This window comes from Shimwellia blattae DSM 4481 = NBRC 105725 (genome assembly GCF_000262305.1).
Lineage (GTDB): Bacteria > Pseudomonadota > Gammaproteobacteria > Enterobacterales > Enterobacteriaceae > Shimwellia > Shimwellia blattae.
In genome coordinates this window covers 3,331,791-3,345,737 of record NC_017910.1, presented here as the reverse complement: position 1 = coordinate 3,345,737, position 13,947 = coordinate 3,331,791, and the positions used below count along the sequence as shown (strand labels likewise).

The 13,947-nt window shown below is 55.9% G+C and carries 10 protein-coding genes; 6 read left to right on the top strand and 4 right to left on the bottom strand.

Annotation, left to right across the window (positions count from 1 at the left end; translation table 11 throughout):
* Nucleotides 1–37: 37 nt before the first annotated feature.
* Both ampD and ampE read left to right on the top strand, forming a co-directional pair.
* Nucleotides 38–601: a 1,6-anhydro-N-acetylmuramyl-L-alanine amidase AmpD gene (gene ampD / locus EBL_RS15710; protein ID WP_002464027.1), complete on the top strand. Its 564-nt coding sequence runs from the start codon at nt 38–40 to the stop codon at nt 599–601.
* Nucleotides 598–1,452, top strand: a complete 855-nt coding sequence (gene ampE, locus EBL_RS15705) for a beta-lactamase regulator AmpE (RefSeq protein WP_002464026.1) — start codon at nt 598–600, stop codon at nt 1,450–1,452. Before ampD ends, ampE begins: the two co-directional genes overlap by 4 nt.
* Before the next feature lie 48 nt (nt 1,453–1,500).
* Here ampE and EBL_RS15700 read toward each other — a convergent pair whose 3' ends face one another.
* From EBL_RS15700 to aroP, 3 genes are all read right to left on the bottom strand, one after another.
* A complete protein-coding gene (locus tag EBL_RS15700) occupies nt 1,501–2,457 on the bottom strand; it encodes a glycoside hydrolase family 43 protein (RefSeq protein WP_002464024.1) in 957 nt (318 codons plus the stop codon).
* Nucleotides 2,454–3,863 (bottom strand): glycoside-pentoside-hexuronide (GPH):cation symporter, encoded by a 1,410-nt coding sequence (locus EBL_RS15695; RefSeq protein WP_002464023.1) that lies wholly within the window; start codon nt 3,861–3,863, stop codon nt 2,454–2,456. Before EBL_RS15695 ends, EBL_RS15700 begins: the two co-directional genes overlap by 4 nt.
* 155 nt (nt 3,864–4,018) lie before the next feature.
* Nucleotides 4,019–5,389, bottom strand: a complete 1,371-nt coding sequence (gene aroP, locus EBL_RS15690) for an aromatic amino acid transporter AroP (protein WP_002464021.1) — start codon at nt 5,387–5,389, stop codon at nt 4,019–4,021.
* A gap of 533 nt (nt 5,390–5,922) precedes the next feature.
* Here aroP and pdhR point away from each other — a divergent pair.
* The 4 genes from pdhR to lpdA all read left to right on the top strand — a co-directional run bounded on the left by pdhR (nt 5,923) and on the right by lpdA (nt 13,098).
* Nucleotides 5,923–6,687 (top strand): pyruvate dehydrogenase complex transcriptional repressor PdhR, encoded by a 765-nt coding sequence (gene pdhR, locus EBL_RS15685; protein ID WP_002464019.1) that lies wholly within the window; start codon nt 5,923–5,925, stop codon nt 6,685–6,687.
* Nucleotides 6,688–6,850: 163 nt separating this feature from the next.
* Nucleotides 6,851–9,514 carry a pyruvate dehydrogenase (acetyl-transferring), homodimeric type gene (gene aceE, locus EBL_RS15680; protein ID WP_002464017.1) on the top strand — a complete coding sequence of 888 codons (2,664 nt, stop codon included), beginning with the start codon at nt 6,851–6,853 and terminating at the stop codon, nt 9,512–9,514.
* 14 nt (nt 9,515–9,528) lie between these two features.
* Nucleotides 9,529–11,409 carry a pyruvate dehydrogenase complex dihydrolipoyllysine-residue acetyltransferase gene (aceF, locus tag EBL_RS15675; RefSeq protein WP_002464016.1) on the top strand — a complete coding sequence of 627 codons (1,881 nt, stop codon included), beginning with the start codon at nt 9,529–9,531 and terminating at the stop codon, nt 11,407–11,409.
* Between the two features lie 264 nt (nt 11,410–11,673).
* Complete coding sequence (lpdA, locus tag EBL_RS15670; protein WP_002464015.1) at nt 11,674–13,098, top strand: dihydrolipoyl dehydrogenase; 1,425 nt, start codon at nt 11,674–11,676, stop codon at nt 13,096–13,098.
* A 58-nt stretch (nt 13,099–13,156) separates the two neighbouring features.
* On the opposite strand, the gene EBL_RS15665 is transcribed toward lpdA, so the two are convergent.
* Nucleotides 13,157–13,867, bottom strand: coding sequence for a hypothetical protein (locus EBL_RS15665; protein ID WP_014716170.1), 711 nt, complete (start codon nt 13,865–13,867; stop codon nt 13,157–13,159).
* Nucleotides 13,868–13,947 lie beyond the last annotated feature (80 nt).

The following is a 13,947-nucleotide window of genomic DNA, read 5'->3' as shown; positions in this document are numbered from 1 at the left end:
TGAAGCGACGCCAGGTTCCACACAAAGGAGACCCCATATGCAGCTCACCGATGGCTGGCTGACCACAGCACGTCACCTGCCTTCCCCGCATTTTGACGACCGCCCGGAGAACGAATCCCCTTCGTTGCTGGTGGTGCACAACATCAGTTTACCGCCGGGCCAGTTTGGCGGCCCGTGGATCGATGCGTTATTTCTCGGCACGCTTGACGCGCAGGCGGATCCGTTCTTCGCTGAAATTGCCCATTTACGGGTGTCTGCCCACTGCCTTATCCGGCGCGACGGCGAGATAGTCCAGTATGTGCCGTTTAATAAGCGGGCATGGCATGCGGGGGTCTCCTGCTATAAAGGGCGCGAGCGCTGTAATGATTTTGCCATTGGTATTGAGCTGGAAGGGACCGATACCATGCCCTATACCGGGGCCCAGTATCAGCAACTGGCGGCGGTAACGCGCTTACTGATAGCCCACTACCCGCAAATTGCCGACAATATGACCGGCCATTGCGATATTGCGCCGCAGCGTAAAACGGATCCCGGCCCGGCCTTTGAATGGCCTAAATTTCGCGCGATGGTCGCAGCCGCACCGGATAAGGAGAGCGCATGACGCTGTTTACCCTGTTACTGGTGATTATCCAGGAGCGCCTGTTTAAGCTGGGGGAGCACTGGCAGCTGGATCACCGTCTGGCGTTTGTTTTCCGGCGGGTGCAGCATTTTTCGCTGCTGCGTACCGTGGGGCTGGCCGCGGGCAGTATGGTGGTGGTCTGGCTGTGCCTGCGGGCACTGCAGGGGCTGTTCTTTAATGTGCCGCTGCTGGTGTTCTGGATCCTGGTGGGGTTGCTGTGCTTCGGGGCCGGAAAGGCCCGCCAGCACTATCACGACTATATGAAAGCGGCGGCAAATAACGACTTTCACGCCTGCGAGGCCATGTCCTCTGAGCTGACGCTTATCCACGGGGTGCCTGCCGACTGCGATCAGGTGACATTCTTACGCGAGCTGCAAAACGCGCTGCTGTGGATCAATTTTCGTTATTACCTGGCGCCCCTGTTCTGGTTTATTGTCGGCGGCTCCTGGGGGCCGGTAACCCTGGTGGGGTACGCCACACTGCGGGCGTGGCAGACCTGGCTTGCCCGCCGCAAGTCGCCACATGATCGCCAGCTTTCCGGGGTAGATGCGCTGCTCCATGTGCTGGACTGGATCCCGGTGCGCCTGGTCGGGGTGGTGTATGCCCTGCTGGGCCACGGGGAAAAAGCGCTGCCCGCGTGGTTTGCCTCCCTCGGGGATCGCCATACCTCCCAGTACCAGGTGCTGACGCAACTGGCGCAGTTCTCTCTGGCGCGGGATGTGCACGATGACAAGCTGAAAACGCCGCAGCTGGCGGTGTCGATGGCCAGGAAGGCGTCCTGCGTGGTGATTGTGATTGTGGCGTTACTGACAATTTACGGCACGCTGGTGTGAGTTATCGGCAGGGCACAAAGGGCACCCCCAGGGGTGCCCTTTTGCGTATCAGGGGTTATCTGCCGGTGGCTCACCAAATAGCGGCATACCGTCGGTGTCCCACTCCAGGTATTTAAGCCGGGTATGGCGGCCGGGATCATACAGGGGGTCGCCTTCAATTTCCGTATAATTGCGGGCGTGGTACACCAGCACGTCTTTACCCTCCGGGGTGCGGGTAAAACTGTTATGCCCCGGTCCGTACTGTTTGTTCGGGTAGCTGGTGGTGAACACGGGCCGGGCCGATTTATGCCAGTTATCCGGGTTGAGGGGGTCTGCCGCCTGATCAATCCACAGTAATCCGAGGCAGTAATTCTCATCGGTAGCGCTGGCGGAATAGGTGATAAACAGCCGCTCACCGTGGCGAATGACTGCGGGCCCCTCATTCACCATAAATCCCCGGCACTCCCAGTCATACTCGGGTTTTGACAGCATCACCGGTTTGCCTTTCAGGGACCAGGGCGTGGCCATTTCCGCCAGATACAGATTGGTGTTACCGGCAATATCAGGATCCTTCTGGGCCCACAGATACCACTGTTTGCCCTGATGGCTGAAGGTGGTGGCATCCAGGGCGAAGCTGTCCAGTGGGGTGACAAACTGGCCCTTCTCCTGCCAGGTGCCGGTGAGCGGGTCTGCATCGGTACATTCCAGCACATACATGCGGTGGCGGAACATCCCCTGCGCGTCCAGCGCCCGGGTGTGGGCGGCGGCAAAGTAGATGTACCACTTGTTGTCGATCCGGTGAAGCTCGGGGGCCCAGATAAGCTCCCCCATCGGGCCGGTGTCCGGTTTGCGCCATACTACTGTGGCCTTTGCCTTACGTAGCCCCTCAATGGTCCGGGCCTGGCGGATTTCCAGCCGATCGTATTCCGGCACCGATGCGATAAAGTAATACACCCCGTTGTGGTACTGAATAAAGGGATCGGCCCGCTGTTCAATAAACGGATTGGGCCATGGCGTGCTTGTCATAATGGGCTCCTTGCAGCGTCTCCGGAGGGAACATGTTGCGTGGTTTTGAGTTCCTGGTAGTTAGTGCGGCGTTTTTCAAGATCCGCCTGGATTTGCTTCATCAGTTCCCGGTCAACTTTCAGCAGGCGCACCACACCGGCGGTGAGCAGATACCCCACCCCCGGGATCACGGTAAACAGCAGCATAATGCCGTGAATGGCGGCACTGCTTTGCTGGCTGGCGCTGGCGTCGTAACCAAACCAGGAGAGCAGAAACCCTACCATGGCCCCGGCAACCGCCAGGCCCACTTTAAGGAAAAACAGATTGCCGGAGAAGCTAATACCGGTAATGCGTTTGCCGGTTTTCCACTCCCCATAGTCGTCCACATCCGCCATCAGTGACCAGTGCAGCGGGGAGGGGATCTGGTGCAGGATATTCAGCAGAAAGTACATCACCATCACCAGCCCGGTGGCGGCGGGGTCAAGGAACCAGAACCCACAGGAGAAGATAGCCAGGGCGATGTTGGTCCAGAAGAACACTTTCAGCTTGCACCAGCGATCGGTCAGCACTTTTGCCAGGGTGCTCCCGAACATCATGCCAACCACCCCGAGGCTGATAAACAGGGTGGCGAACTGGGTGCTTTGTTGCATGACCCAGGTGACGTAGTACATGGTTGCCGCCATGCGGATAAAGCCCGGGCAGACGTTACACAGGGTGAGGAGCAGAATGCGCACCCACTGGTCATTTTTCCAGACATCGCGCAGATCCGCTTTAAGATCTTCTTTGCCCGGCACCGCCTGGTGAATGCGCTCTTTGACGTTGGCAAAGCAGAACAGGAACATACACATGCCGATCAGTGCCAGTACGGTCATTGCCAGCTGGTAGCCTCTGGCCTTGTTTTCCCCGCCAAACCATTCCGCCATCGGCAGTAGGGTCAGGGAGAGGATCAGGGTGGCAATTCCCACCATCACAAAGCGATAAGACTGGCAGGCCACACGCTCCTGAGGGTCGCTGGTGATCACGCTACCCAGTGAGCAGTAAGGAATGTTGATGGCGGTATAGGTAATGGACAATAAAAAATAGGTCACAAAGGCATAGATAACTTTGCTGTTATAGGTCCATTCCGGGGTGGTAAACATCAGGATACTGAACAGGGCAAACGGGGCCGCCATCCACAGGATCCATGGACGAAATCGCCCCCAGCGGGTTTTGGTCCGGTCCGCCATGGCCCCCATGAGCGGGTCTGTGACGGCATCTACCACCCGGATAGACAACAGCAATACGCCGACCAGTGCCGGGGAAAGCCCGAAAATATCCGTGTAAAAATAATTAACAAACAACATGATGGCACCAAAGATGATGTTGCACCCCGCATCACCCATGCCGTAGCCGATTTTTTCTCTTACCGATAGTTTGCCATTATCCATCTTCTGGCTCCATGCGCTGAAATATGGATAAAAGTATTAATTGATTAGCCTGGATTCTGACAGCAGCATACCGTCACAGATATGGACAATCTTGCCGTGGAAGGGGAAGTGTGAAGCATCTGACAATGCGCCCCGGGTGGGGCGCATTAGGGGTATCATGCGCGCACAGGGTTCGCGCCTTTCTGTTTACACAAATAGCCCACGCCCAGCACGGCAATCCACACCGGAATCAGGTAGACCGAGATAGCCATCCCCGGGGTTATCAGCATAATCACCAGTACCGCCGCCATAAACAGCAGGCATACCCAGTTGCCCAGCGGGTAGAACAGCGCCGGGAAGCGGGTCGCGACCCCTTGTTGCTGTTTCGCGCGGCGGAATTTCATATGGGCCAGGCTTATCATCGCCCAGTTGATCACCAGCGCAGAGACCACCAGCGCCATCAGCAGGCCAAAGGCGGATTCTGGCGCCAGGTAGTTGATCAGCACGCACAGAGCGGTGACCAGGGCCGAGACCAGAATGGTGTTCACCGGTACGCCGCGCTTGTCTACGTTCAGCAGCGCTTTTGGCGCGTTACCCTGCTGGGCAAGGCCAAACAGCATGCGGCTATTGCAGTATACGCAGCTGTTATATACCGACAGGGCTGCCGTCAGTACCACCACGTTCAGGGCATTCGCAACGAAGGCGTCGCCGAGCTCGTGAAAAATCAGCACAAACGGGCTGGTATCGGCAGTGACCCGGGTCCAGGGCAGCAGAGAGAGCAGCACCGCCAGGGAGCCGATGTAGAAAATCAGCACCCGGTAAATGACCTGGTTGGTGGCTTTGGGAATGCTTTCTGCCGGGTTATCTGCTTCCGCGGCGGTAATGCCCACCAGCTCCAGCCCGCCGAACGAGAACATAATGATCGCCATCATCATTACCAGCCCGGTGATACCGTGGGGCAGGAAGCCACCCTGGCTCCACAGGTTGCTGACCGTGGCCTGCGGGCCGCCGTTGCCGCTGAATAACAGCCAGCCACCAAAGATGATCATGGCAACCACCGCAAACACTTTGATGATGGCAAACCAGAACTCCATCTCACCGAACACTTTTACGTTGGTCAGGTTGATGGCGTTAATCACCACAAAGAAGGCCGCCGCCGACACCCAGGTGGGAATGTCCGGCCACCAGAACTGGATATATTTGCCAACGGCGGTCAGCTCCGCCATGGCGACCAGCACATACAGCACCCAGTAGTTCCAGCCAGAGGCAAAACCGGCGAAACCGCCCCAGTATTTGTAGGCGAAGTGGCTAAAGGAGCCTGCGACCGGCTCTTCAACCACCATCTCCCCGAGCTGGCGCATAATTAAAAAAGCGATAAAACCGGCCACGGCGTAGCCCAGTAAGATCCCGGGCCCGGCAGACTGAATGACCGAGGCACTGCCCAGAAACAGGCCGGTGCCGATTGCGCCACCCAGCGCAATAAGCTGGATATGGCGATTTTTAAGGCCGCGTTTCAGCGTGCCGCTGTGCTGTTGACCTTCCATCATAAAACCTCGTATGTGGTAGTACGCACCCTGACTAAGGCGAGTGTCATTGTTGTTTTCCGTAATGTGTACTTATTTGTTTACGGTTTATAGTTGTGATATTTGCGATATGGTCTACCGCTGTCTGGAGAATAGTGGTATATGGCCACCAATGCACCTGATTTCTGATCCTGGTTCATATAATTACGTAAAAATGTTACCTGCCAACATATTCTTTCCCCGGGCATTTCTTTCTTTTATTCATTTATTTTAAATTTTTATGCAAAAACTAAACTGATGAAACGGTTCATCAGGATAAAAAACGCATGTCGTAAACGTTAAATTTTACGCAAACAGGCCGCGGCCGGAATTTGGAGAAAGTTACATATTTGGTGAGATGTATTCGTGTGATTGTTAAAAAATGCCCGCTTTACTGATTTCAATCAAAACCGCGATGGACAGAAGGTGAATACTTTGTTACTTTAGCGTCAAGAATATGAAATTGGTATGACCAATTGACTACGGCGAATGGCAGAGACATGGCAGAAACCAGAAACATGGCCTATAGCAAAATCCGCCAACCCAAATTATCCGATGTTATTGAGCAACAACTGGAGTTTTTGATCCTGGAAGGGACCTTACGCCCAGGGGAGAAGTTGCCACCGGAGCGGGAACTGGCAAAACAATTTGATGTGTCTCGCCCTTCGCTGAGAGAAGCCATCCAGCGTCTGGAAGCTAAAGGATTGCTGCTGCGCCGTCAGGGCGGCGGTACTTTCGTCCAGAGTAATCTCTGGCAGAGTTTCAGCGATCCGCTGGTAGAGCTGCTTTCTGAACACCCCGAATCCCAATTTGATCTGCTGGAAACCCGCCACGCACTGGAGGGGATCGCCGCATATTACGCCGCGCTGCGCGGCACCGGGGAAGACAGAGAGCGCATTCGCGAGCTGCACCAGGCAATTGAGCTGGCCCAGAAGTCTGGCGATCTGGATGCGGAATCCGATGCGGTCATGAAATACCAAATTGCGGTCACAGAAGCGGCACATAATGTGGTTCTGCTTCACCTGCTGCGCTGTATGGAGCCTATGCTGTCTCAGAATGTGCGTCAGAACTTTGAGTTACTGTACGCCCGCCGGGAGATGCTGCCGCTGGTTAGCGATCATCGTACCCGGGTGTTTGAGGCCATCATGGCCGGTGAGCCGGAGCAGGCCCGGGTGGCGTCCCATCGCCACCTGGCGTTTATTGAAGATATTTTGCTGGAGCGCAGCCGGGAGCACAGCCGCCGTGAGCGTTCGCTACGCCGCATCCAGCAGCGTAAAGATTAAGAATTAGTGCCCGCCACCATTACATGGGGCGGGGGCTGAATTGGCACCCGGGATTCGGGTGCAGCAACTAAACGAGAACCTGTCTTATTGCGCTTTTGAACCTGAAAGCGCAATGGGACAGGTTCCAGATAAATCAACGTATTAGATAGATAAGGAAAAACCCATGTCAGAACGTTTACTTAATGACGTGGATCCGATCGAAACTCGCGACTGGCAGCAGGCGATCGAATCGGTTATCCGTGAAGAAGGTGTAGAGCGCGCACAGTTCCTGATTGATCAGTTACTGAGCGAAGCCCGTAAAGGTGGCGTGCAGGTAGCTGCTGGTGCCGGGGCGTCCACTTACACTAACACTATTGCCGTTGAAGATGAGCCGGAATACCCGGGGAATCTGGATCTGGAACGTCGTATCCGTTCAGCGATTCGCTGGAACGCCATCATGACTGTACTGCACGCGTCCAAAAAAGATCTGGAGCTGGGCGGCCACATGGCGTCTTATCAGTCTTCCGCCACGATTTATGAAGTGTGCTTTAACCACTTCTTCCGCGCCCGTACTGATGCAGACGGCGGCGATCTGGTGTACTTCCAGGGGCATATCTCCCCGGGGATCTACGCCCGCGCATTCCTGGAAGGTCGTCTGACCGAAGAGCAGATGAACAACTTCCGTCAGGAAGTACACGGAAAAGGTCTGTCCTCTTACCCGCACCCGAAACTGATGCCGGAATTCTGGCAGTTCCCGACCGTGTCCATGGGTCTTGGCCCGATTGGCGCAATCTATCAGGCGAAGTTCCTCAAATACCTGGAACACCGCGGCCTGAAAGACACCTCTAAGCAGACGGTATACGCTTTCCTGGGCGACGGCGAGATGGACGAGCCGGAATCCAAAGGTGCGATTACCATCGCGACCCGTGAAAAACTCGACAACCTGGTGTTCATCATCAACTGCAACCTGCAGCGTCTGGATGGCCCGGTAACCGGTAACGGCAAAATCATCAACGAACTGGAAGGTATCTTTGCGGGTGCCGGCTGGAACGTGCTGAAAGTTATCTGGGGCGGCCGCTGGGATGAGCTGCTGCGTAAAGACACCAGCGGTAAGCTGCTGCAGCTGATGGGCGAAACCGTTGACGGTGACTACCAGACCTTCAAATCCAAAGATGGTGCCTACGTGCGTGAGCACTTCTTCGGCAAATATCCGGAAACCGCCGCACTGGTGGCAGACTGGACTGATGAGCAGATCTGGGCCCTGAACCGTGGTGGTCACGATCCGAAGAAAGTATACGCTGCACTGAAAAAAGCGCAGGAAACCAAAGGCAAAGCGACCGTTATCCTTGCTCATACCATCAAAGGGTACGGCATGGGTGAAACCGCCGAAGGTAAAAACATCGCCCACCAGGTGAAGAAAATGAACATGGATGGCGTACGCTACATCCGCGATCGTTTCAATGTGCCGGTGTCTGATGAAGATCTGCCGAAACTGCCGTTCATCACCTTCCCTGAAAACAGCGAAGAGTACAAATATCTGCACGGCCAGCGTGAAAAACTGAACGGTTATCTGCCAAGCCGCCGTACCCACTTCTCTGAGAAGCTGGAAATTCCGGCGCTGGAAGATTTCCAGCCGCTGCTGGAAGAGCAGAATAAAGAGATTTCCACCACTATCGCGTTTGTGCGTGCCCTGAACGTGATGCTGAAGAACAAGTCCATTAAAGACCGTCTGGTGCCGATCATCGCCGATGAAGCGCGTACCTTCGGGATGGAAGGTCTGTTCCGCCAGATCGGTATCTACAGCCCGAACGGCCAGCAGTACACCCCACAGGACCGTGAGCAGGTGGCGTACTACAAAGAAGACGAAAAAGGCCAGATCCTGCAGGAAGGGATCAACGAACTGGGTGCCGGCGCATCCTGGCTGGCTGCTGCGACCTCCTACAGCACCAACGATCTGCCGATGATCCCGTTCTATATCTACTACTCCATGTTCGGGTTCCAGCGTATTGGTGACCTGTGCTGGCAGGCGGGCGACCAGCAGGCGCGCGGCTTCCTGATTGGCGGGACCTCCGGGCGTACTACCCTTAACGGTGAAGGTCTGCAGCACGAAGATGGCCACAGCCATATTCAGTCGCTGACTATCCCGAACTGTATCTCTTATGATCCGTCCTACGCCTATGAAGTGGCTGTCATCATGCATGATGGTCTGGAGCGTATGTACGGCGAAAAACAAGAGAACGTTTACTACTACATCACCACCCTGAACGAAAACTACCATATGCCGGCCATGCCGGAAGGGGCTGAGGAAGGTATCCGTAAAGGTATCTACAAACTCGAAACCCTGGCCGGTAGCAAAGGGAAAGTTCAGCTGCTGGGCTCTGGCTCTATGCTGCGCCACGTGCGTGAAGCGGCACAGATCCTGGCAAAAGACTACGGCGTGGGCTCTGATGTCTACAGCGTTACCTCCTTCACTGAGCTGGCCCGTGATGGTCAGGACTGTGAGCGCTGGAACATGCTACACCCGCTGGAAACCCCGCGTGTACCGTACATCGCTCAGGTGATGAACGACGCACCGGCCGTAGCATCCACTGACTATATGAAACTGTTCGCCGAGCAGGTTCGTACTTACGTACCGGCAGATGACTACCGCGTACTGGGTACTGACGGCTTCGGGCGCTCTGACAGCCGCGAAAACCTGCGCCACCACTTCGAAGTGGATGCGTCTTATGTGGTAGTGGCAGCGCTGGGCGAACTGGCTAAACGTGGCGAAATCGATAAGAAAGTGGTGGCGGATGCCATCGTTAAATTCAATATCGATGCAGATAAAGTTAACCCGCGTCTGGCGTAAGAGGTAAAGAGACAATGGCTATCGAAATCAAAGTACCGGATATCGGCACGGATGAAGTAGAAATTACCGAGATCCTGGTCAACGTTGGCGACAAGGTAGAAGCAGAACAGTCGCTGATCACCGTAGAAGGCGATAAAGCCTCTATGGAAGTCCCGTCTCCGCAGGCGGGCATTGTCAAAGAAATTAAGGTGGCCGTCGGGGATAAAACCCAGACCGGCGCACTTATCATGATGTTCGACGCCGCTGAGGGTGCAGCTGCCGCTGCGCCTGCCCCGGCAGAAGAGAAAAAAGCCGCCGCGCCGGCACCTGCCGCCGCTGCCGCTGCGAAAGACGTTCACGTGCCGGATATCGGTGGCGATGAAGTTGAAGTGACCGAAATTCTGGTGAAAGTGGGCGATACCGTTACTGCTGAGCAGTCACTGATCACCGTAGAAGGCGACAAAGCCTCTATGGAAGTGCCGGCGCCGTTTGCGGGCACTGTTAAAGAGATCAAAGTGAACACCGGTGACAAAGTCTCTACCGGCTCTCTGATCATGGTCTTTGAGGTGGCGGGTAGTGCACCTGCCGTCGCACCGGCTGCCGCAGCTGCGGCCCCGGCCCCGGCGGCTGCCGCGGGTGGCGTGAAAGAGGTTAACGTACCGGATATCGGCGGTGATGAAGTTGAAGTCACCGAAGTGCTGGTGAAAGTGGGCGATACCGTCACAGCTGAACAGTCACTGATCACCGTAGAGGGCGACAAGGCCTCTATGGAAGTGCCGGCACCGTTTGCCGGTACGGTCAAAGAGCTGAAAGTGAATGTGGGCGATAAAGTCTCCACCGGTTCACTGATCATGGTCTTTGAAGTTGCCGGTAGCGCGCCTGCCGCTGCACCGGTTGCCGCTGCTGCTGCCCCGGCACCTGCTGCGGCCGCACCGGCTCCGGCATCTGCCCCGGCAGCGACAGCCGCTGCGAAATCTGACTTTGCAGAGAACGACGCCTACGTGCACGCCACACCGCTTATCCGCCGCCTGGCCCGTGAATTCGGCGTCAACCTGGCGAAGGTGAAAGGTACGGGCCGTAAGGGCCGTATCCTGCGTGAAGACGTACAGGCATACGTGAAAGACGCGGTGAAACGCGCTGAGTCTGCCCCGGCGGCGACCGGTGGTTCTCTGCCAGGCCTGCTGCCGTGGCCGAAAGTGGACTTCAGCAAGTTTGGTGAAATCGAAGAAGTGGAACTGGGCCGCATTCAGAAAATCTCTGGTGCTAACCTGAGCCGTAACTGGGTGATGATCCCGCATGTTACCCACTTTGATAAGACCGATATCACCGATCTGGAAGCGTTCCGTAAGCAGCAGAACGCGGAAGCGGAGAAACGTAAACTGGATGTGAAATTCACGCCGGTTGTGTTCATCATGAAGGCGGTTGCCGCAGCGCTTGAGCAGATGCCGCGCTTTAACAGCTCCCTGTCTGAAGATGGCCAGAAGCTGACTCTGAAGAAATACATCAATATCGGTGTGGCTGTTGATACGCCAAATGGTCTGGTGGTTCCGGTCTTTAAAGACGTGAACAAGAAGAGCATTACCGAGCTGTCCCGCGAGCTGACGGTTATCTCTAAAAAAGCGCGCGATGGTAAACTGACTGCCGGTGAAATGCAGGGCGGTTGCTTTACTATCTCCAGCATCGGTGGCCTGGGCACGACCCACTTCGCGCCGATTGTTAACGCGCCGGAAGTGGCTATCCTGGGTGTGTCTAAATCCAGCATGGAGCCGGTGTGGAACGGTAAAGAGTTTATGCCGCGCCTGATGATGCCGATTTCGCTCTCCTTTGACCACCGTGTGATTGACGGTGCCGACGGGGCGCGCTTTATCACCATTATCAATAATATGCTGAGTGACATTCGCCGCCTGGTGATGTAACCGAAAAGCCGGCCTGACGGCCGGCTTTTTTCTGGTAGCCCGCTTCTGGTCTCAGGGTTACCCGCCATTAAGGACAAATCGTTCGCCGTTTTGTTGTTTCAAAATTGTTAACAATTTTGTAAAATACCGACGGATAGAACGTCCCGGTGGATATGGGCGCTAACAACACCATCCCGTCATGATTTCAGCCGCACTCTGGTGGCTGGGGTTTATAAGGCGATGAGGGTAACGTCAGACCCGCCGGAAATAAATTAAGAGGTCATGATGAGTACTGAAATTAAAACTCAGGTCGTGGTACTTGGGGCTGGCCCCGCAGGGTATTCTGCGGCCTTCCGTTGCGCTGACTTAGGTCTGGACACTGTTATTGTAGAACGTTACAGCACCCTGGGTGGGGTGTGTCTGAACGTTGGCTGTATTCCGTCTAAAGCGCTGCTGCACGTAGCGAAAGTTATCGAAGAAGCCAAAGCGCTGGCAGAGCACGGTATCGTGTTCGGCGAGCCGAAAACCGATATCGACAAAATCCGCACCTGGAAAGAAAAGGTCATTACTCAACTGACTGGTGGCCTGGCCGGTATGGCGAAAGGCCGTAAAGTCCAGGTGGTGAACGGCATTGGTAAATTTACCGGTGCGAACACCCTGGAAGTGGAAGGTGAAGGCGGCAAAACCGTGATCAACTTCGACAACGCCATCATTGCAGCGGGCTCCCGCCCGATCCAGCTGCCGTTTATTCCTCATGAAGATCCGCGCGTATGGGACTCCACCGACGCACTGGAGCTGAAATATGTACCGAAGCGCATGCTGGTTATGGGTGGCGGTATCATCGGCCTGGAAATGGGGACCGTGTATCACGCCCTGGGCTCACAGATTGATGTGGTTGAAATGTTCGACCAGGTGATCCCGGCTGCCGACAAAGACGTGGTGAAAGTCTTCACCAAGCGTATCAGCAAGAAATTCAACCTGATGCTGGAAACCAAAGTCACTGCCGTTGAAGCGAAAGAAGACGGTATCTACGTGACGATGGAAGGCAAAAAAGCCCCGGCAGAAGCACAGCGTTATGACGCGGTGCTGGTGGCTATCGGCCGTGTGCCGAACGGTAAAAACGTTGATGCGGGCAAAGCCGGTGTTGAAGTGGACGACCGTGGCTTTATCCACGTTGACAAGCAGCTGCGTACAAACGTACCGCACATCTACGCTATCGGTGATATTGTCGGCCAGCCGATGCTGGCTCACAAAGGTGTGCATGAAGGCCACGTGGCCGCTGAAGTTATCGCCGGTAAAAAACACTACTTCGATCCGAAGGTTATCCCGTCTATCGCCTATACCGAACCAGAAGTGGCATGGGTTGGTCTGACCGAGAAAGAAGCCAAAGAGAAAGGCATCAGCTACGAAACAGCCACCTTCCCGTGGGCTGCCTCTGGCCGTGCTATCGCTTCTGACTGTGCAGACGGTATGACTAAGCTCATCTTTGACAAAGAGTCTCACCGGGTTATCGGTGGCGCTATTGTCGGGACCAACGGCGGCGAGCTGCTGGGTGAAATCGGTCTGGCTATCGAAATGGGCTGCGATGCGGAAGATATCGCGCTGACCATTCACGCCCACCCGACCCTGCACGAATCTGTTGGCCTGGCCGCAGAAGTGTACGAAGGCAGCATTACCGACCTGCCAAACCCGAAAGCGAAGAAGAAGTAACCCTTCGCAACGGTAAAAAAGCGGCTGAAAAGCCGCTTTTTTTATGCCTGCAATCCGCTCAGCGACGGTGCATTCTTCCCCCCGGATGGCTGAACATGGCGAGGTGCTGCTCACCCCGCCAGCTGTTTTGCGGCGGGTGGCGCCGGGCTAATTCACCCGCCGGGTGAGCGGCCATATTCGGGTGCGATGCCGGGGTATGGTGCGTGGCGTGCGGCTGCCCGTGACTGTGCTGGCTGTCGTGGTGATCGTCGTGGTGGTCATCGTGGTGATTGTCATGATGCCCGTCGTCGTGGTGATCATCGTGGTGATCGTCATGGTGATCATCGTCGTGATGGTCGTCATCATGATGATGATGGTTATCCCCGTAGATATCGCTGACGACCGCCCAGGAGGTTGCTGCCCCCAGACCATAACCCAGCCCTGTTACCAGGCTGCGGGTAAACTGCTGCCCGGCGGAAGGGCGGGGTGGCGCAACGGTAACGACCGGCGCGACAGGTGCGGAATAGAAAAATGCCGGAGCATAATGCTGTGGGGCAGGCACCGGGACAGGCGGCGGATTTTTGTGCTCCGCCGCTGCGCCATAAACCGGGTGACGGGCCACCTCCGGGTGGTGGTGCCCGGAGGGGCTTTGTGGTGCTGCGGGCGGTGTGGCCGGGGCCTCAGCCACGGTGGCCGGTATCCGGCTGTGAACATACAGCACACCGGAGGCGGCCAGCATCCCGGCGCTGCACAGCAGGGTAACCAGATGGGGTTTAATGGTCAGAGTCATACGGGTCTCCCGGTATCCGGAAGGACACCTGTGATTGCAACAACCGGGGGCGGCTGTTTCCGGCGAGTATAATGAGGGCG